The organism is Streptomyces sp. NPDC058246, assembly GCF_042881985.1.
GTDB lineage: Bacteria > Actinomycetota > Actinomycetes > Streptomycetales > Streptomycetaceae > Streptomyces.
Map to the genome: position 1 here is coordinate 1 of NZ_JBHVWZ010000006.1, position 19717 is coordinate 19717.

General features: G+C 68.0%; 18 protein-coding genes and 1 other RNA gene. 17 read left to right on the top strand and 2 right to left on the bottom strand.

Features of this window, described 5'->3' with window-relative positions; all coding sequences use genetic code 11:
- On the top strand, nucleotides 1-429 hold a 429-nt coding region (locus ACFVXA_RS10815), incomplete at its 5' end, for a hypothetical protein (protein WP_390024662.1).
- Between the two features lie 126 nt (nucleotides 430-555).
- Here the strand turns inward: ACFVXA_RS10815 and ACFVXA_RS10820 are convergent.
- Entirely contained in the window at nucleotides 556-747 is a 192-nt protein-coding gene (locus ACFVXA_RS10820) for a hypothetical protein (protein ID WP_028805018.1), read from the bottom strand.
- Between the two features lie 426 nt (nucleotides 748-1173).
- On the opposite strand from ACFVXA_RS10820, the gene ftsE reads away from it, so the two are divergent.
- The 5 genes from ftsE to ssrA all read left to right on the top strand — a co-directional run bounded on the left by ftsE (nucleotide 1174) and on the right by ssrA (nucleotide 5160).
- The gene (gene ftsE / locus ACFVXA_RS10825) at nucleotides 1174-1863 is read left to right on the top strand and encodes a cell division ATP-binding protein FtsE (protein ID WP_266759363.1); all 690 of its coding nucleotides are present in this window, start codon (nucleotides 1174-1176) and stop codon (nucleotides 1861-1863) included.
- 33 nt (nucleotides 1864-1896) lie between these two features.
- Complete coding sequence (gene ftsX / locus ACFVXA_RS10830; RefSeq protein WP_362017669.1) at nucleotides 1897-2817, top strand: permease-like cell division protein FtsX; 921 nt, start codon at nucleotides 1897-1899, stop codon at nucleotides 2815-2817.
- A 67-nt stretch (nucleotides 2818-2884) separates the two neighbouring features.
- Nucleotides 2885-4051, top strand: coding sequence for a S41 family peptidase (locus ACFVXA_RS10835; protein WP_384017438.1), 1167 nt, complete (start codon nucleotides 2885-2887; stop codon nucleotides 4049-4051).
- Between the two features lie 81 nt (nucleotides 4052-4132).
- Nucleotides 4133-4663 (top strand): SsrA-binding protein SmpB, encoded by a 531-nt coding sequence (smpB, locus tag ACFVXA_RS10840; RefSeq protein ID WP_362017908.1) that lies wholly within the window; start codon nucleotides 4133-4135, stop codon nucleotides 4661-4663.
- 127 nt (nucleotides 4664-4790) lie between these two features.
- Nucleotides 4791-5160: a transfer-messenger RNA gene (gene ssrA / locus ACFVXA_RS10845) on the top strand.
- 156 nt (nucleotides 5161-5316) lie between these two features.
- Here ssrA and ACFVXA_RS10850 read toward each other — a convergent pair.
- Nucleotides 5317-6756, bottom strand: coding sequence for an MFS transporter (locus ACFVXA_RS10850; protein WP_390024664.1), 1440 nt, complete (start codon nucleotides 6754-6756; stop codon nucleotides 5317-5319).
- Between the two features lie 332 nt (nucleotides 6757-7088).
- Here ACFVXA_RS10850 and ACFVXA_RS10855 point away from each other — a divergent pair, with 332 nt between their 5' ends.
- The 11 genes from ACFVXA_RS10855 to ACFVXA_RS10905 all read left to right on the top strand — a co-directional run bounded on the left by ACFVXA_RS10855 (nucleotide 7089) and on the right by ACFVXA_RS10905 (nucleotide 19713).
- Nucleotides 7089-8036 (top strand): LysR family transcriptional regulator, encoded by a 948-nt coding sequence (locus ACFVXA_RS10855; protein WP_384017505.1) that lies wholly within the window; start codon nucleotides 7089-7091, stop codon nucleotides 8034-8036.
- Between the two features lie 625 nt (nucleotides 8037-8661).
- Nucleotides 8662-9603 (top strand): hypothetical protein, encoded by a 942-nt coding sequence (locus ACFVXA_RS10860; RefSeq protein WP_390024666.1) that lies wholly within the window; start codon nucleotides 8662-8664, stop codon nucleotides 9601-9603.
- 116 nt (nucleotides 9604-9719) lie between these two features.
- A complete protein-coding gene (locus ACFVXA_RS10865; RefSeq protein ID WP_390024668.1) occupies nucleotides 9720-11909 on the top strand; it encodes a glycosyltransferase in 2190 nt (729 codons plus the stop codon).
- Nucleotides 11906-13222, top strand: coding sequence for an acyltransferase (locus tag ACFVXA_RS10870; RefSeq protein WP_390024670.1), 1317 nt, complete (start codon nucleotides 11906-11908; stop codon nucleotides 13220-13222). The genes ACFVXA_RS10865 and ACFVXA_RS10870 overlap by 4 nt, the downstream gene beginning before the upstream one ends.
- Before the next feature lie 202 nt (nucleotides 13223-13424).
- Nucleotides 13425-14087 carry a hypothetical protein gene (locus ACFVXA_RS10875; protein ID WP_390024672.1) on the top strand — a complete coding sequence of 221 codons (663 nt, stop codon included), beginning with the start codon at nucleotides 13425-13427 and terminating at the stop codon, nucleotides 14085-14087.
- A complete protein-coding gene (locus ACFVXA_RS10880; RefSeq protein ID WP_390024674.1) occupies nucleotides 14075-15115 on the top strand; it encodes a hypothetical protein in 1041 nt (346 codons plus the stop codon). The genes ACFVXA_RS10875 and ACFVXA_RS10880 overlap by 13 nt, the downstream gene beginning before the upstream one ends.
- 174 nt (nucleotides 15116-15289) lie before the next feature.
- Complete coding sequence (locus ACFVXA_RS10885) at nucleotides 15290-15571, top strand: hypothetical protein (protein ID WP_390024676.1); 282 nt, start codon at nucleotides 15290-15292, stop codon at nucleotides 15569-15571.
- Entirely contained in the window at nucleotides 15568-16917 is a 1350-nt protein-coding gene (locus ACFVXA_RS10890; protein WP_384395941.1) for a hypothetical protein, read from the top strand. Before ACFVXA_RS10885 ends, ACFVXA_RS10890 begins: the two co-directional genes overlap by 4 nt.
- 28 nt (nucleotides 16918-16945) lie before the next feature.
- Nucleotides 16946-17626, top strand: a complete 681-nt coding sequence (locus tag ACFVXA_RS10895; RefSeq protein WP_383735203.1) for a hypothetical protein — start codon at nucleotides 16946-16948, stop codon at nucleotides 17624-17626.
- Between the two features lie 25 nt (nucleotides 17627-17651).
- Nucleotides 17652-18335, top strand: coding sequence for a hypothetical protein (locus ACFVXA_RS10900; protein ID WP_384395944.1), 684 nt, complete (start codon nucleotides 17652-17654; stop codon nucleotides 18333-18335).
- Nucleotides 18336-19401: 1066 nt separating this feature from the next.
- Nucleotides 19402-19713 carry a hypothetical protein gene (locus tag ACFVXA_RS10905; RefSeq protein ID WP_383735199.1) on the top strand — a complete coding sequence of 104 codons (312 nt, stop codon included), beginning with the start codon at nucleotides 19402-19404 and terminating at the stop codon, nucleotides 19711-19713.
- Nucleotides 19714-19717: the final 4 nt, after the last annotated feature.

Consider the following 19717-nt stretch of genomic DNA (forward strand, 5'->3'; position numbering starts at 1 on the left):
CCCACGGACCCGCCCACGGTCCCGGCGCCCACCGAGACGGTCCCGACCGACCCGCCGACCACCGACCCGGCGCCCACGGAGACGACGCCCACCGACGACCCGACGGAGCCCACCGAGGTTCCGACCGAGCCGACGGAGGACCCGACCGCCACCACCGCGCCCTCGGAGAGCAGCAGCACGGGCACCGGCGGCGGCAACAACAACACGGACCCCGACGGTGGCTCCTCCACCCAGGAGCAGGGCTCCTCGGCCCTCACCGACACCGGCTCGGACACCTCGGCCCAGGGCAAGAACGACGGCCAGCTGGCTGAGACGGGTGCCGGTCAGACCACGTTCCTGCTGGTCGGCGCCGCCACGATGATCGCCGGCGGTATCGGCTTCCGCATGCTGCCGCGCCTCGCGGGCGGCCGCGGCGGTGCCGCCGCCTGACGGACACGTACGTGAAGAAGGGCCCGGAGCAGCTCGCTCCGGGCCCTTCTCATGTCAGATGCTCATGTCGGATGCGTCACAGCGGGCGCGGACCTGGTGGGTGTGCCGTGCCGGCCGCCACGGACCTCACACCGTCTGGTGGGCCACCAACGCCAGGGCCGCGATCAGCACGGCCAGCAGCGCGATCAGCGCCATGGGGTTCAGACCCGCGAAAGGGCTCTCCTGCTGGAGCCGCTCACGGTTCGCGCGGCAGACGGGGCAACGGCCCTCGCTGACGGGAGCCGCGCAGTTCGCGCACACCAATCGGTCGTACGTCATGCGCTCGCCCTCCTTGCGCCGTATCCCCGTACACAACGCTCTACATAACGCTGCGGGGGACGCAACCGTTCCCCCTCCACTGTGCCAGGTTCCGCCGGTTTCGGCGCGGCTCGCCTTATCCTGCCCCGCGCTGTGGGGGTCAGTCTCCGAAAACGGGGCTCTCGGAGGGGCGGCCGGGGTCGATCCCGCGGTTGCGGGGGGTGCTGTGGTGGCTCGCGCAGTTCCCCGCCTTCCCATGGGGCGCCTCCCGCGGGGCGCGTCTTCGGGGGTGCGTCCTGGTGCCCGCACAAAGACGCGCACAAAGTCCCGCACAAAGACCCGTACAAAAGCGCACAAGCCCCGCGCAACCCCGACCAGCGACTGCGCTCGCGCACCCGGTTCGCGTATGGTCACGCACACCTACCCCCGGCGACCCGTGGTGCATCCGTGATCCGATTCGACAACGTCTCCAAGGTCTACCCCAAACAGACCCGCCCCGCTCTCAGGGATGTCTCCCTGGAGGTCGAGCGCGGAGAGTTCGTGTTCCTCGTGGGGTCCTCCGGCTCCGGAAAGTCCACCTTCCTGCGGCTGATCCTCCGCGAGGAGCGGACCAGTCACGGCCAGGTGCACGTCCTGGGCAAGGACCTCGCGCGCCTCTCCAACTGGAAGGTGCCGCAGATGCGGCGCCAGCTGGGGACCGTCTTCCAGGACTTCCGTCTGCTGCCCAACAAGACGGTCGCCGAGAACGTGGCCTTCGCCCAGGAGGTCATCGGCAAGTCGCGCGGCGAGATCCGCAAGTCCGTGCCCCAGGTGCTCGACCTCGTCGGTCTGGGGGGCAAGGAGGACCGGATGCCCGGCGAGCTGTCCGGTGGTGAGCAGCAGCGCGTGGCCATCGCGAGAGCCTTCGTGAACCGGCCCAAGCTCCTCATCGCCGACGAGCCGACCGGAAACCTCGACCCGCAGACCTCCGTCGGCATCATGAAGCTGCTCGACCGCATCAACCGGACGGGCACGACCGTGCTGATGGCGACGCACGACCAGAACATCGTGGACCAGATGCGCAAGCGCGTCATCGAGCTGGAGCAGGGTCGCCTCGTCCGCGACCAGGCGCGCGGCGTCTACGGCTACCAGCACTGATCATCGTCCACGGAAAGGTCTGAAGAACACGCCATGCGCGCGCAGTTCGTTCTGTCGGAGATCGGTGTCGGTCTCCGCCGCAATCTGACCATGACCTTCGCGGTCGTCGTCTCGGTCGCCCTCTCACTCGCCCTGTTCGGCGGCTCGCTCCTGATGAGCGACCAGGTGAGCACGATGAAGGGCTACTGGTACGACAAGGTCAACGTCTCGATCTTCCTCTGCAACAAGAGCGATGCCGAGTCCGACCCCAACTGCGCCAAGGGCGCGGTGACCGCCGACCAGAAGAAGCAGATCCTCGCCGACCTGGACAAGATGTCCACGGTCGTCCAGAAGGTCAGCTACGAGTCGGCGGACCAGGCGTACAAGCACTACAAGGAGCAGTTCGGCGACTCCCCGCTGGCCAGCTCCCTCACGCCGGACCAGATGCAGGAGTCGTACCGCATCAAGCTGAAGGACCCCGAGAAGTACCAGGTCATCGCGACCGCCTTCGACGGGCGGGACGGCGTGCAGTCGGTGCAGGACCAGAAGGGCATCCTGGACAACCTCTTCGGGCTGCTCAACGGCATGAACTGGGCCGCGCGCGCGGTGATGGCGATGATGCTGGTCGTCGCACTGATGCTGATTGTCAACACGGTGCGCGTCTCCGCGTTCAGCCGTCGGCGTGAGACGGGGATCATGCGCCTGGTCGGCGCCTCCGGGTTCTACATCCAGGCGCCGTTCATCATGGAGGCCGCGGTCGCGGGGCTCATCGGCGGCGGTGTGGCCTGCGGCTTCCTGCTGATCGCCCGCTACTTCATCATCGACCACGGTCTGGCCCTGTCCGAGAAGCTGAATCTGATCAACTTCATCGGCTGGGACGCCGTGTTGACGAAGCTGCCGCTCATCCTCGCCACGAGTCTGCTGATGCCCGCGCTGGCCGCGTTCTTCGCGTTGCGCAAGTACCTGAAGGTGTGATGCATGCCAAGGGGGCCGTACTGCCAACCGGCGGTACGGCCCTTCGCGTTGTCCTAGACTCACCGGCATGTCAGGCCGTGACCCGTTCTGTGAGCCCCGCCGCATACGCCGCGGGGCCGCCCTGACATTGGTGTTCGCGAGCGTCCTCGTCGCCGGTGCGGCGACCGGGTCCTTCTCCGACGCCGACCGGAAGTCCCCTTCCACCGCCTCCCGTTCGACGTCCGCCGGCCACCACGAGGACGTCAGCGAGGCCGCCGCCCGGGCGATGGCCGACGGCAAGTCGCCCATGGAGGCCGCCGAGCGCGCCGTCAGCCGCAGCGGCGACCGCTGGGGCGCGGTCTACTCCCAGGGCGAGTACGAGGAGTTCGAGGAGGCCCTCGACGGCCAGTACACCGGCGTCGGACTGTGGGCCAGGCGCGAGCCCGACGGCCGTATCGAAGTGTCCCGAGTGCAGACCGGCTCGCCCGCGGAAACCGCCGGGATCCGCAAGGGCGACCGGCTGCGCAGCGTCGACGGCGAGAAGGTGGACGGCCGGCCGGTCACCGAGGTCGTCTCGTTACTGCGCGGCGACGCGGACGACGCCCCCGCCGGTACGCGGGTCCGCCTGGGCCTTGAGCGGGGCACGGCCGCGTGGAGCCGGACACTGCGCCGGGCCAAGCTGTCCACCGACTCCGTGACCGTGCAGAAGCTCCCGGGCGGCGTCACCGTGATCAAGGTCGCCGCCTTCACCAAGGGGGTCGGCGACGCCGTACGCACCGCGGTGGACGAGGCCCCCCGGCGCGCCGGGATCGTCCTCGACCTGCGCGGCAACTCCGGAGGCCTGGTCACCGAGGCCGTCACCGCCGCCTCCGCCTTCCTCGACGGCGGCCTCGTCGCCACCTATGACGTCGACGGCGACCAGCGCGCCCTGCACGCCGCCCCCGGCGGCGACACCACCAGACCCCTGGTCGCGCTCGTCGACGGCGGCACGATGAGCGCGGCCGAGCTGCTCACCGGAGCCCTCCAGGACCGTGGCCGCGCGGTCGTCGTGGGCTCCAGGACCTTCGGCAAGGGCTCCGTCCAGATGCCGAGCCCGCTGCCCGACGGCTCCGTCGCCGAGCTGACCGTCGGGCACTACCGCACCCCCTCCGGACGCGGCGTGGACGGCCGGGGCATCACCCCCGACCTGGAGGCGGACGACGGGGCGCTGGAGCGGGCCGAGACCGTGCTGAGCGGGCTCGGGGACCCTTCGTAGCCGAGCTTTCGCGTTCCTGGTAATCGACTTTCCCTCCTGGCCCCCTGTAGTGCGAAAATGGCCAGCACTATGAGCAAGGGAATGTACGTACCGAAGGAGTCCCAGCCCAAGCAGGGCGGGGGGCCCGCGAAGGCCAAGGACGGCAAGCGCAAGATCGTCGCGCAGAACAAGAAGGCACGGCACGACTACGCGATCATCGACACCTACGAGGCCGGGCTCGTGCTCACCGGCACGGAGGTGAAGTCGCTGCGCCAGGGACGCGCCTCGCTGGCCGACGGCTTCGTCCAGATCGACGGGAACGAGGCGTGGCTGCACAACGCCCACATCCCCGAGTACAGCCAGGGCACCTGGACCAACCACTCCGTGCGCCGCAAGCGCAAGCTGCTCCTGCACCGCGAGGAGATCGACAAGCTGGAGTCGAAGTCCCAGGAGACGGGTCACACGATCGTGCCCCTCGCCCTGTACTTCAAGGACGGCCGCGCGAAGGCCGAGATCGCGCTCGCGCGCGGCAAGAAGGAGTACGACAAGCGGCAGACGCTGCGTGAGAAGCAGGACCGGCGGGAGTCGGACCGGGCGATCGCGGCGGCCAAGCGTAAGCAGCGCGGCGAGTAGCCCGCGCGGCCGCCGGGAATACGCTGGCCCCCGGCCGCGTTGTTCACGTACGATGGACCAGTCCCGCAGGTGACGGGGCGCCGGATTCGCCGAGTTTTCAGTGAATCCACCTTTGAAAAATCAACATGGGGATGATCGGTTTCGACAGCGGCTGTTGAAGCAGGGGAAGCGTGTCGAGGAAGCGGCAATGATCTCGTAAACCATATGTCGCAAAAAATAATCGCCAACACCAAGCGCGATTCCTTCGCCCTCGCTGCCTAAGTAGCGACTTGCGAAGTGTCAGCCCGGGGCTGTTCCCGACCCGGATCCTGGCATCAGCTAGGGAACTAAACTTCTGGACCCGGTCACGGGATCCAGAAGGAAATCAAACAGTGACTGGGCCCGTCGGCGACTTGTTCGCGTGATCGCCGGGGCCGAGAAAATCACAGCGAACTGCGCACGGAGAAGCCCTGATTTTGCACCGTTGGACGCGGGTTCGATTCCCGCCATCTCCACTCATCCCATGTGAGGCGAAGGCCCCGCTGCATCGAGCAGCGGGGCCTTTGTCGTACGCCCGCCGATGACGCCGATGACGCCGATGACGTGCCGAGGCCGTGGTCGCAGGGGGAGCGGGGCTGCCCCTTCCTCTCGAAGCGCTCATGGTCACGGATCCTTCAAGGGGTCGGCGTGCGCGGTGCCGTACCGGACCGTTCCCTCGGCCGGGGCACGAGCAGCGTCGCCCCCGGCGTCTCCGGCACCTCCGTTGCCCCCGGCACCTCCGGCGTCTCCGTCGCCTCCGGCACCTCTGTCGTCTCCGTCGTGTCCGTCGTCTCCGTCGTGTCCGTCGTCTCCGTCGCCTCCGCCCCGCCGCGTACGGCGTGACGGAGCGCGCCCGCCGTCGATATCGCGAGCGCGGTCGCCGCGGCCGCGACCGGCACCACGTATCCCGCCGCTGTCGACACGTGCTCCACCACCCATCCACCGATCGCCGAGCCGCAGGCGATCCCGCCGAGGAGGCCGGTCACCGCCAGGGTCATGCCCTCGTTCAACCGGCCCTCGGGGGTGCGGTGCTGGACGAGTGTCATGCCGGTGATCATGGTCGGCGCTGTGGCCATCCCGGCGACGAGCAAAGCGCCCGCCAGCGCGAGGAGGGACCCCGTCAGCGTGGCCGCGAGGAGGGGCAGGGTCATCAGCGCCGTCATGGCGGCGACGCACAGCGGGTAGCGCCGCCATGACGGCGCTGATGGGGGTGCCCCCTGCTCGAGCGGAGCCGAGAGGTAGGGGGAGGGACCGGTCGGCTTCAGGGCGCCGTACAGCAGACCCGCCGCGCACGAGCCCGCCGCCTGGAGCGCGAGGACCGCGCCCGCGGCCGACCGGTGCCCCCGCGCGTCCGCGAAGGCGATCGTGGCGACCTCCACCGATCCGAAGACCGCGCCGGTGGCGAGGAAACCGAGGAGGAGCGCGGGCATTCCGGGGGCCAGGGCGGGGGACTTGGACGTCGTACGTGGCTGGGCCGGCGGCTCCGTCGAACGCTGGGCGGCGAAGATCAGTACGCCGGCCATCAGCAGGACCCCGCCGACCAGCGTGCCCGCCTCCGGGAAGAAGGTCCCGCACAGGAAGGCCGCGAGCACCGGGCCCAGCATGAAGCACAGCTCGTCGGCGGCCTGTTCGAAGGAGTTCGCGGTGTGCAGTGCGGCCGGGTCGCCCTGGAGGAGGTGGGCCCAGCGGGCGCGGGACATGCCTCCGGTGTTCGGGGTCGTGGCGGTTGCCGCGTACGCCGCGAAGAGGGTCCAGTTCGGGGCTCCGTAGCGCACGCACAGCAGGAGCGCGAGCGAGCCGAGCACGGCGATCGCCGTGGCGGGTACGGCGATCCGTGCCTGGCCGTACCGGTCGACGAGACGCGCGGTCCAAGGGGCGACCACCGCCGTCGCCGCGAGACCCGTTGCCGTGACGGCACCGGCGAGCGCGTACGAGCCACGGGCTCCCGCGATCATGATGACCGCGCTCACGCTGAACATGCCCATGGGGAGACGCGCGATCAGATTCCCGAGGGTGAAGGCGCGGGCGCCGGGGGTGGTGAAGAGGCGGTGGTACGGGGTTCGGTGCTGCGGCATGGATCAACCGTCGCCCGAGGTGGCGTGGGTGGTCCAACACCTAATCCGTGGCGATTGACGCGTTTGAGTTGTAAGTTCGCGTGATGTCTGACCGACGGCTCACGTCCGATTCGAGGGGTGCGTCCGCTTCCGGGGTCGCGTCCGCTTCCGGGGTCGCGTCCGATTCGGGGGTCGCGTCCGATTCCGGGGGCAAACCCGATTCCGGGGTCGCGTCCGCTTCTGGCGCTACGTCTGCTCGTGGGGTCGCGCTTCCTCCCGGCGTCGCGCCTGCTTTTGGGGCCACGGCCGCGTCCGCTCATGGGGTCACGCCCGCCCACCTCGACCCCCGGCTTCTGCGTGCCTTCCTCGCCGTGGCCGAGGAACTGCACTTCACGCGTGCCGCTACCCGGCTCTACGTCGCTCAGCAGGCCCTGAGTCGGGACATCCGGCGGCTCGAACGCGACTTGGGCGTGGAGCTGTTCGTCCGCACGACCCGGCAGGTGACGCTGACGTCGGACGGTGAGCGACTGCTGCCGTACGCGCGGCGCGTGCTGGAGGCGCAGGACGCGCTGCTGGCCGCGTTCGCGAGAGGCCGCCACGAGCAGCGGCCCCTGCTCGTCGACGTCAACTCCCCGGGGCTCGTCTCCGGCCGCGTCCTCGACCGGGCCCGCGAACTCGCCCCCGACACCGAGCTGATGGCTCGCTTCGAGAGCGGACTCACCGGCGCGGCGGGGGAGATGCTCGCCGGTCGGCTGGACGCGTCGTTCGGACGGTTCGCGGGGCTCGACCCGGTGGTGCGGGCGCGCCTCGACCAGCAGCCCGTGCGGTACGAGCCGATGGCCGTCGTGTTGCCCGAGGACCATCACCTCGCGGCTCTGGACGAGGTGCCGCTGGGCGCGCTCGCGGGGGAGAGCGTGTACGCCGGTGCGGGTAACCCCCGGACGCTGGAGTGGACCGACCTGGCACGCCACCTCTTCGAGGGGCGCGGCATCGAACTCGCACCGCCCGCACCGGTGGCCATGGGTGCCGAGGAGTTCGGGCGGATCATGGCCAAGAAACGGAACCCCGTCCTCGCCGTGGTGGACTTTCCGGCCATGCCTGGAACGGTGTTGAGGCCTCTCGTCGACCCCGTTCCCCTGTCACCCGTGTCACTGGTGTGGCGGAAGGGGCTGGTGCACCCCGGGATCGATGCCCTTCGACGAGCCGCCGTCGAACTCGCCGGCGAGGAAGGGTGGTTGAGGAGTCCCACGGAGGGATGGATTCCGGCCACCGATGCACTCGTCATGATGAGTCACAACTGAGACAGAAGCACACGCGTCCCCCGCGTGCGCTACATTCATTCGCCCGGGCTCAGTGTGGTAGGGGGGCGCTCGGATGGGGTGGGGGCCCGATCCGGACGACAAAAGTGAGTAATGCCCGGAGTCGTCGCGCACCCGTGAACAATCCCGTGGGGGGATGTACGTGCGCGTAAAAAACTGGCGGAAAGACGCCCAACCAGATCGACGAGATGTTGATCAGCGGAGAGGGCGCGGAGCCGATCCGTCACCGTTGAACGAAGCCGACGAGATTCGGCCGGACGTGGACAGGATTCGACAAGGATCCGACGCTTTTCGGCCGGGTGCGGACGGGGGTCGGTTAGGCCCGGACGGGTCGCGGCCGGATGCGGACGGGTTTCGGGCGGGTGCAGGCAAGTTCCGGCAGGGCGCGGGCGAGTTCCGGCGGGGTGCGGGCGAGTTCCGGCGGGGTGCCAGTGGGTTTCGGTCGGATGCCGGTGGGTCAGGGCTTGGGGCTGGTGAGTCCCGGCCGAGTGCCGAGGGGATTCCACAGGGTGCGGGCAATGCCGTCGTATGGCCTGAGGCCGGCGGCAGAACGGCGTCATGGCCTCGGGCAGGCCAGAGCCCTGCGCCCGACCTCGATCGTGCTTCCGTGCCGGGCCTGGATCGGGAGGCGTGGCCGGACCTCGGTCGCGTTTTCGCGCCGGACTTCGATGGGGAGTCCGCGCCGGACTTCGATCGGGCGGCCGCGCCAGTTCTCGATCGTGCTTCCGCTCCCCGGCTTCGCGGCCACCTCGGCGAAGAGCCCTCCTGGGAGCACCCGGACCACCCGGAGCACACGCACGACCCGAACGAGGTGACCGTCCAACTCGACGGTTCCGGCTGTCAGTTGGGCGACATGCCGGCCCGTCAGGGCAAGGGCGCGCCGGGCAGCCCCGGTGCCCAGGAAGGGTCGGACGGCCCGGTCTTCGTCGACGAGTCGGGCCGCCGAAGCCGTAGATTCCGCCGCCTCGGCATCCTCGTCGGCATCGCCTGCGCGGTGTACGCCGTCGTCATCGTCGCCACGCTCCTGTCGGGCAATTCCAGCGCGCCCTGGCTTCCGGTGCCGGGCCAGCAGGACGGCCGGCCGGCCGGCAAGGTCGAGACGTCACCGCTGCCCTCCGAGCCGGGCTCCGCGCCGGGCACGGGCGGCGCCGCACCGGGGGCGAGCGCGACGGGCAGCGGCGGTACGAAGCCGTCGCCGGGGGCGAGCGCGAAGCCCGGTCACTCGGGGAGCGCGGCCAAGCCGGGTACGTCCACCGGCCCCGAGCCATCGACGTCCGCCACCACCAAGCCGAAGCCGAGCACCAGCACCCCGAAGGACCCGGTCGTCGTACCGCCCTCCCTGCCGGTCACCGACTCGCCGGGGCCCAGCCCCTCCACCAGCGGCGGCGGCAGCACGCCCGACCCCTCGGCGAGTGCCCCCACCGGCGGGTCCGGCTCCGGAACCGTCGCCGGAGGCGCTCCCTCGCCCGTCGAGCTGAGCCCCTTGGAGTCAGAGCCGAGCAACGCCGGCTCCTCATCCGGCTCCTCATCCCGGGAGAACGTCCTCTGATGGCACCCCGTACCGGTCGTCATGGTTCCGCGCATCCCGCGGAGCCCGCACGTCCCACACACTCGATACGTCCCACAGATTCGGTACGTCCCGCGGATTCGGTACGTCCCGCACCCATGAAGCGGCGTTCGCACCGCCCGGTCGCCGATGGCCGCCGCCGACGGCTCCCCATGCGTTTCCTGCTGCCCTCGCTCATCCTCGTCGCCCTGATGGCGATGCTGATGCTGCGCGGTTACGTACACAGCGAGATCCTGGCGGACCACCGCGTCCGGCCCGAGGCGGCCACCGACAAGGTGCCGGAGAAGATCCTCGAGGGCGGCCCGGTCATCGACACCCGCAGCGGGCGCACGACCAGCCTGCGCGTCCCACGCCACCGTCTCGTCCTCACCTTCGACGACGGCCCGGACCCAACATGGACCCCGAAGGTCCTCGACGTCCTCAAGGCGCACCACGCGCACGCCGTCTTCTTCGTCACCGGCACCATGGCCTCGCGCTACCCGGCGCTGGTGCACCGCATGGTGGCGGAGGGCCACGAGGTCGGCCTGCACACCTTCAACCACCCGGATCTCTCGTACCAGTCCAAGAAGCGCATCGACTGGGAGCTGTCGCAGAGCCAGCTGGCACTGGCCGGCGCCGCGGGCATCCGTACGTCCCTCTTCCGCCCGCCGTACTCGTCCTTCGCCGACGCGATGGACAACAGGTCCTGGCCCGTGACGCAGTACATCGGCACACGCGGCTACATCACCGTCGTCAACAACACCGACAGCGAGGACTGGCAGAAGCCCGGCGTCGACGAGATCATCCGCCGCGCCACCCCGCACGGCGGCAAGGGCGCGATCGTCCTGATGCACGACTCCGGAGGCGACCGCCACCAGACCGTCGAGGCGCTGGACACGTTCGTGCCCCGGCTTCAGCACCGGGGCTACTCGTTCGAGAACCTCACCGAGACCCTCGACGCCCCCAGCGCGCACACCGAAGTCACCGGCCTCGACCTGTGGAAGGGCAAGGCGTGGATCTACCTGGTCCAGGCCTCCGAGAAGGTCACCGACGCCCTCGTCGTCGGCATCGCCGTCATCGGTGTCCTCGTCTTCAGCCGCTTCGGCCTGATGCTGCTGCTCTCCGCCGTGCACGCCCGCCGGGTCAGACGCCGGGACTTCCACTGGGGCCCGACCGCTTCCCCGGTCACGGAACCGGTATCGGTACTCGTCCCCGCGTACAACGAAGCGAAATGCATCGAGAACACCGTCCGTTCCCTGATGGCGAGCGAACACCCCATCGAGATCATCGTCATCGACGACGGTTCGAGCGACGGCACGGCCCGCATCGTCGAGGACCTGCGTCTGCCGAACGTACGCGTCGTACGGCAGCACAACGCGGGCAAGCCCGCGGCCCTCAACAGGGGTCTGGCGAACGCCCGTTACGACATCATCGTGATGATGGACGGCGACACCGTCTTCGAGCCGGCGACGGTCCGCGAGCTGGTCCAGCCGTTCGCCGATCCCCGCGTCGGCGCCGTCGCCGGCAACGCCAAGGTCGGCAACCGCGACTCCCTCATCGGTGCGTGGCAGCACATCGAGTACGTGATGGGCTTCAACCTCGACCGCAGGATGTACGACCTGCTGCGCTGCATGCCGACGATTCCCGGCGCGGTGGGGGCCTTCCGGCGCTCGGCCCTGGAACGGGTCGGTGGCATGAGCGACGACACGCTCGCCGAGGACACCGACATCACGATGGCCCTGCACCGTGACGGCTGGCGCGTCGTCTACGCGGAGAAGGCGCGGGCCTGGACGGAGGCTCCGGAGTCGGTCCAGCAGCTCTGGTCCCAGCGCTACCGCTGGTCGTACGGCACGATGCAGGCGATCTGGAAGCACCGCGGGGCCCTGATCGAACGGGGCCCGTCGGGCCGCTTCGGCCGGGTGGGACTCCCGCTGGTGTCCCTGTTCATGGTCCTGGCCCCCCTGCTGGCCCCCTTGATCGACGTATTCCTCCTCTACGGGGTCGTCTTCGGTCCGACGCAGAAGACGATCGTGGCGTGGCTGGGCGTCCTCGCCATCCAGGCGGCGTGCGCGGCGTACGCCTTCCGCCTGGACCGGGAACGCATGACCCACCTGATCTCCCTGCCCCTCCAGCAAATCCTCTACAGGCAGTTGATGTACGTGGTCCTGCTCCAGTCCTGGATCACCGCGCTCACCGGAGGCCGGCTGCGCTGGCAGAAGCTGCGGCGCACGGGCGTGGTGGAGGCCCCGGGATCGATCCCGCGGCAGCGGACCGCACACAGCGGGAACGATCGGAGGCCGGTGGGATGACGACGCACGATTACACGGCGGGGGCGACGCCGCCGGTGGCCGGGCATACGGCGGGTGCGACATCGTCGCCGCCGACCGTGCCGGTGTCGCCCTCGGTCTCCCCGGCCGCTCGGCCCCCGGCGCCTCGCCCCCCGGCGCCTCGCCGACCGGGCGGCCGAGACCGCTACTTGGACCTGCTCCGCTCGACAGCCCTGGTCCGCGTGGTGGTGTACCACCTCTTCGGCTGGGCCTGGCTCACGGTCCTCTTCCCCTCCATGGGGGTGATGTTCGCGCTGGCGGGCTCGCTGATGGCGCGCTCCCTGAGCCGGCCGGCGCTGGGCGTGATCAGGGGGCGGATCCGCCGACTGCTCCCGCCCCTCTGGGCGTTCGGCGTGGCCGTCCTGGCGCTGATGTTCGCGGGCGGCTGGAACCCGGTGAAGGACCCGGACCACGGCGGCACCTGGGGCGTGATCGACCTCATCAACTACGTCATCCCGATCGGCGCCCCTCCCTACCCCGGGCAAATCGGCTCCAACTCGGGCCTTCTGGAAGACAGTTGGGCGGCACAGGCGGCGGGCCCACTGTGGTACCTGCGCGCGTACCTGTGGTTCGTGGTGGCGTCTCCTCTCCTGCTCTGGGCGTTCCGCCGCATGCCCTGGGCCACGCTGCTGGCACCGTTGGCCCTCACGGCCGTGGTGGGGACGGGCCTGGTGACGATCCCCGGCGAAACGGGCAACGCCGTCTCGGACTTCGCGGTCTTCGGCGGCTGCTGGGTGCTGGGCTTCGCCCACCACGAGGGCGTGCTGAAGAAGGTCCCCCGCTACCTGGCCATCTCCTGCTCGGCCCTCCTAATGGCCTTCGGCCTGTGGTGGGCGTCGGGCCATCTGGGTCCCGACGGCTGGGACTTGAACGACATCCCGCTGGCCCAGGCGACCTGGTCGTTCGGCTTCGTCGTGATCCTGCTCCAGTACTCCCCGTCCTGGCAGGAGCTACCAGGCCGCCTGGCCCGCTGGGACAAACTGGTGACGCTCTCCAACAACCGAGCCGTCACCATCTACCTCTGGCACAACATGCTCATCATGGCCACGGTCCCGATCATCGACCAGGCGTACAACCTGCCCTTCATGCAGAGCGACAGCGCGTCGGCGGCCCTCGACACGACGTACATGCTCTGGATGTTCCTCCTGGTGTGGCCCCTGATCGGCCTGACGATCCTCGCCTTCGGCTGGATCGAGGACATCGCGGCGAAACGGAGCCCTCGGCTTTGGCCGAACGGGAGGCAGAGGACGAAGGGTTACGGGCGTGCCACGCGAGCCGGTTCACACCGGGGCTGACGGCTTTGCAGCGGCCAACACGGTCACAGTTCCAACGGCTCACATCACCCAATCGAAGGTTCTGACCTCCCCTTGGATTGGCTTCTGTGGCGTTATGCCTGATTCGCCATCACGTTTGACGTAATTCGCTCTGGTGTCGTCACACACGCCACCGATAGCGTGTCCGGGCCCTCCCGAACCCCACGCCCCACAGGAGCTTGCCGTGAACCGCCGTCCCCGTCTGCTTGTTACGGCCGCCGTTGGTGCGACCGCGGCCCTACTCCTCACCGCGTGCGGTGGGGGTGGCAATGGCGGTTCGAAGGGGAACGACAAGATCGCGGGGGCGGATAGCGGGGGTGAGACGTCGGCTTCGCCGAGTGCCTCGGCATCGGCGGGGAGTGCGGGGCGGCCCAAGATCACGTTTCCCGCGGGGGTCAAGAACGTCTTCGAGGATCAGAAGACGGGCAACGCCACGAAGGACGCGGTGCTCGAGGACAACGCTATGAGTGTCAACTCCCTGGACGACGCGATCTTCCAGGGAAGTGCGGACACTAAGGCGCTCGGTTTCTACAACACCGGCAAGGCTCTGAGCGCGGCGATTATCTACGTCCAGGGGTATCTCGACAAGAGCGACACCTGGGTGGGCACGACCCGGTACTTCAACCGCCGGGTGACCCTCTCGGGAGATACCTCGGCGACCGTTATCTACTGCTCTGACGAAAGCAAGTCGTTCCTCAAGAACCGAAAGACCAACAAGGTCAAGAACACGCCGACGTCCGCTGACAGCTATGTGCTCTACAACGCCAAGTTGGTCAAGAACGGCCAGGGCGTCTGGCAGACGACGAACATTGTCTCGAACCGGGGGGCCGAGGAATGCCAGCCGTGAAGCAGACGGCCAAGGTCGCCACAACTGTGTCGCTGATGGCGATGGTGGCGTTGACGCCCGGCGCGGCGTACGCAGGCGGGCGTGGGGACGACGGCAACGTCGGCCAGACAAAGCAGCACGGCAATTCTGATGGCCAGGGGACCCTTTCGGCGACGGCGGGTGCTGTCGTCTTTGATCTCTCGAAGAACGGTTCGGGTGGGTCGGCGGGGCCGGTGACGTCTACGACGACTTGGACGCCGCCGGCGTGTTATTACGCTCCGAAGTACACGCCGGATCAGCTCAAGAAGTATTTGGAGCCGATTTGGGGGGCGGAGTCGACGGGGTATCAGTGGGACGCGGAGCAGCGCGCGAAGTATGTGGATGGGCATCCGTACAAGGACTTCAACAAGGACAAGGCCGGTAAGGGCTATTGGTGGGATTCGTATGTCACCAAGGGCCGTGAGGGTGATCCCGGCGCGCTTGACTGCGACAAGCCGATCTTCTGGGTGGACGAGGGGCAGGCGCCGCCGGCGGACGTCCGGGAGGCGATCACTCCGGAGATGCTGGCGAAGCTCGCGTATGCGGAGATCCGGGTCCCTTCGACGAAGGTGGAGCTGGCGCCCGCGGGGACGACGAAGGTGAATCTTCCGACGTGGGCGTGGTTGGACACGGCGAAGTTCAAGCCGGTGTCGGTCACGGCGTCGGTTCCGTTGCTTGGTGTCTCGGCGACGACTACGGCGGAGCCGGTCTCGTTGAGGATCGAGCCGGGTACGGGTGACGCGGTCACGTATCCCGCCTCCGGCGTCTGTGAGTTCGACAGTGGCCATATCGGTGAGGCCTATGCGAAGGGCAAGTCGGATGAGACCCCGCCCTGTGGTGTGGAGTATCTGCGGTCGTCGGGTGATGGCTCGTTCAAGTTGAGGGCCACGATCACGTGGAAGATCCATTGGACCGGTACTGGCGTGACCGAGGCGCGTGATCTGCCGGAGGGCACCTTCGGGGCCACCCAGGACGTCGTGGTGCAGGAGATTCAGTCCGTCAACCGCTGACACAGCGACGCGCGTGGTGTCCGGTAAGTGCTCCCTCTAAAGGGGGGAGCACTCCGTCGGACGTCACGAAAGATCGCCGATGTCGTTCCTCTCCATGGTGCGGATGAACCGGGAGAGGGGACGGGGCACGTGGCGGACCGGCTGGTCGTGGACGGTGACGAGCTCGCGCATTTCATGAAGATGCTCAGAAGGTCGACCGACTCGCTGAAGGGCCTGCGTAAGGCGTTGGAAGACGCCACGGTCACCGGCCTGGGTACCGATGACCTCGACACCGCCTGCGAGGACTTCCAGGACAACTGGAAGTACGGGACCGACCAGATCGGTGAGCAGACGGAGGACCTGGCGAAGATCATCGGAAAGAGCAGGGACAGCTACCGCGAGGTGGACAAGGCGCTGGAGGAGGCCCTGAAGAAGTCCAGGGCTGCTGCCCCGGGCAAGGGCGGGACTTCGAAGTGACCTACCCGCCGGGCGATTCAGGGGCGGCCCTCGACCCGCAGTCCCGAGCCGACCGTGACAAGCCGCAAGGCCTCAAGTCCGCACCGCGCATCCCGAACTCCGCCTACCCACACCTCGGTTTCAACCCGGTACCGGGCAGCACCGAGACCGTACGCGGCCTGCGCAAGAAGCTCACGGGGTGCGCGAAGGTCCTTGAAGACACGCACGGCCTCGTCACCAGGCTCATGGAGGGCAGCTACTGGAAGGGCGACGCGGCCGTCGCCTTCCGTGAGCAGCTCGACGGCGGTCCGTTGCCGCTGAACCTGAAGAACGCCGCGCACTCCATCCGCAAGGCTGCCAAGCAACTCGACCGCTGGGAAGGCGAACTCGACGACTTCCAACGTCGAGCGACACGACTCGAACAGGACGCCCGGGAAGCGCAGGCCGCCGTGGACCGGGCGAAGGGCCACGCCACCGAGGCGGCCGCCCGCTCCGATCTGGACAAGAACGGCGCCAGGCACGATGACGCGCGGAAGGCCCTGACCAAGGCGAACACGGCGGTGGACGACGCCGAGGACGCACTGGAAAAGATCCGCGGCAAGGCCCGAAAGCTGGCTGACGAGCACGAGCGTCAGGCCCAGCTCCGGGCCGGCAGAATCCGCGACGCCACGAAGAAGCTCGCACCACACGAGCCGGGCTGGTTCGACTCGGCACTCGACTGGCTGGACGAGAACCTGCCGGACATCCTCAGCTTTGTGGCCGGGGTCATCGGGCTGGTAGCGATCATCTTCGCCGGGCCGCTGGGGCTGGCGATGGTGGCGGCGCTGATGCTCACGGCTTCGGCGCTGAGCGCGGGGGCCTTGGCGTACCGGCTGTTCGATGACCCAACGTTGCGTGCCTCGCTGTGGGACGGATTCACCAAGGGTGAGTTCGACACGGATTTCTGGAGCAATCTCGTCACAGTGGGTGGTGATGCGGTCGGCACGCTGCCTGGGATTGGTGCCGCTTGGAAAGGAGGAATGGCAGCGCTACGTAGTGCCCGTGAGGCGGGGGAAGTCCTTACGATCGGCCAGTGGGCAGCCCGCTTCGGAACTTCCACCATGGAGCAAGCGCGTGCCATCTCCAACCTGGACAACTCCCTCCTCACCTTTACGATTCGAGGTGCGCAGGCCGCACGCTCCATCAAGACGGTTGAGGTAACTTCTGCCGCACTCGGCGTCGGAACGGCCGGCTTCGGTCTGGTCAATAGCTTGATGGATGCCGATGACGACGGGATCAAGGATGGCACCGTGGCCGGTATCGACGGTAGCCGGCTCGGCATCGACGGCGGCGCAGTCGTCGACATTGTTCGGCATGTTCTTCCCTGAAACATCAACGCACAGAGAGAGCCTCCGCATGCCCCCCAACGACTACTCGACTGCGTGGGACCATCCAGCCACCCGGCAGGCCTGGATCCAGCACATGGCCATGAGTGTCGTAAGCCTGGTTGGTTGGGTTGTCTGCTGGTTCGGAGCGCTTTTTCTGATCGTTGCGACACCAGGCTGGATCGGGTGGTTGTTCTTCCCTGTCTTGCTATATGCGTTCTTCCGCGCGTTCCTTCATCTCTTCTATATTCCCTGGCCGGCACGCATTCAGCGCATCCTGGGGCAGTATCCCTGGCAGATCCTCCCCGCCGTACCCCGTGGTCTGGGGAAGCATCCGAAAGCTCGAGATGATGAGATGTGGTTCGAGTTCGCCAACCCGGAGAACCCTGAGGAGAGGATTCCGTTGCCTTTCCTCAGTTCAATGCGCACGTACTGGTGGATGAAGCGCATCGGAGGACCCCGCACCAAACCCGAGCTGAAGGCCCAGATCGAACCTCTATGGTTTGCCGGAGACCCTCGTTTCCTCGCTGTCGTCGCTGCCCCCAGCCGTGGTGGCAGCGGTCCCAAGCGGATGCACCTCCTCTACCAGCGTCCCGCCCGAGACCGTCGATTCGTACCAGTCGACTGGAACGCCAGCCCTGCCGCGCTGGAGCGGGCCCGCCGTGCGGGAGCCCGGGTTCCTGACCCGGTGTCCGGCACGCACCCCTCCTGAGTCGCGTGAATCGGACGGGAACTCAATGAACGCCGCACCACGCTTCGTTGTCGACGACTCCGCCAAGGATCCCGACGCAGACATTTGGTTCGCCGAACCGGCGGGCTTTATGGCCGCCCCCCTTGACCTCCTCCTGGCGCCGCCCGACTCCGTATCGGCCGATCACCTGCGCAAGGCCCTCGCTCCGCTCCTCGGCTCGGCGCCGGACGAGACGACTCGCCAGCAGTTCGTCACCCAACTTGCCTCAGCGCAAAAGCTGTTGGTTGCACTATGTGATGTTGGCACGGTCCACTGTTCGATTGGCCTGCATCGCGATGACGTGGATGAGATCGGTACAGGCCAGCCTCTCCTTTCCCTGTTCACCATCTCCTGGTGCGCCACGGCAGTGGCCCCACGCGCCGTCACCGCCGCCCGGGCCGTCACTGCTGCGGAGGGTCACACACACGTCGAATACGTCGAACTGCCCTGCGGTCCCGCCACTCTCAGCGAGACGGTACGCACCCCTTCAGCGGAGAGCGGTCTCCCTCAGCAGCCCCTCCTGCAAATCCATGCCTACCTCCCGCACCCGGACGGCAAGCGCCTGGCGGCTCTCAGACTGAGTTCGATGGCCACCGCTCTTCGTGAGCAATACCGTGGGCTGCTTCATCAGATCGCGGAGATGGTCAGCTTCGACAATCCGCTGGAACTGCCCGTGGACAAGGAAGCCTGACTGTGGCAGCACCGCCGCTGCCCTGGGCATTGCAACCTGCCATCAATCACGCGCCCACCGGCCGAGCAATACGCCGACGCCTCCTCCGGCAGGCCCTGCTCCTGTTCGTGATGTGGCCCGCACTCATCGTGGTCCCGCTTGTGCGTGCGGCTACGGGAGACGACCGCTTCATCCCGATGCTTGGCATAGCCATGTGCACCCTTGTACCGACCCCGCTCCCCCTCAACATCTGGGCTGGAGTCTCAGCCCTTCGCATGCAGCGCACCCTCAGCGCATCCGCGTGGCGACTCGTCGACTGTGAGGTCGCTCCAGCCAGCGCACATGGCTGGCGGCTCAGAGGGCTCGAGGAGCAGCCGAGCGGGCGCGAAGTCCGCGTGCCGGCCATCCTGCGGATCGGTGAAGGGGTGTTGACGGCAGCCGTTCAAGCGGTACGTGAGCGTGCGGCTCACTCAGGTTCGGTGTGCCGGACATCCGCACCGGGGTGGTGTGGCCGCGGCGTCGGGCGGTGCGCATCCCTTCGGGCTCGTTCGGTGCAAGGGGCCCATACCCTCCGGGGAGGCGGCGCGACCATGACGGGGCCCTCAAGGCTCCAGAACGTCTCAAGCGGGGACGCCTCGCGTGCCCGGAAGGTTCGGCAGGCGCGTGGACGAGTACCGACGTCCGGGCCTCGGTATTCGCCGCTTGGCCCCCCAAACTAGACCAGCTGCCGCTTCTGCTCCTGTAACTCCAGTCCCACGCAGGCAACACGGGCCCGTTGAAGAAGTGCGGATTCTGGGCTACCGCCCCTCATCCCAGATCCGGGTCATGGCGAGCAGTAACCTCAGGCGACACCCACGGGGCATGGGTTTCCACCTAGCGGAGTCGGTGGAGGTCCACGAGATTCCAGCCGAGTTGCAGCAGTGGCTCGGTCACTGGCTCATGCCGGCACATGAGACCACAGCAGGTTTCCCGAACGGCTCGGCGATCTTTACCCGCCCTTGGGGACTGCCATACTCACCCCATAATCCCTCTCACTACGGTCGTCAGGTTGGCATGTGCACAGGGTGAGGTACGGGGGCGGGCTCGCATGTCGGACCTGAAGAAGGAAGCCGAGTCGCTGGGCAAGGCGGCTACCGCGTTGCGCAAGGTGTCGCATCACACGACGAAGCCGTTGCACGAGTTCAAGGCGGAGTCGAATGATCTGTCGGCACTCGGCAAGCTGGGGTCTTTGCTGGGCGCGACGGCGGACATACGAGACGGCATGCATATGCTCGCCAAGCTCACGCACGCTCTGGATGAGGAGTGGCAATCGGAGGCGAAGCTGATGGGCGAGGTGTCGGACGCCTTCGACCTGTTGGACATCCTTCTGGCTGTGGCCGCGCGCGGAAAGAGGGGCTGAGCGT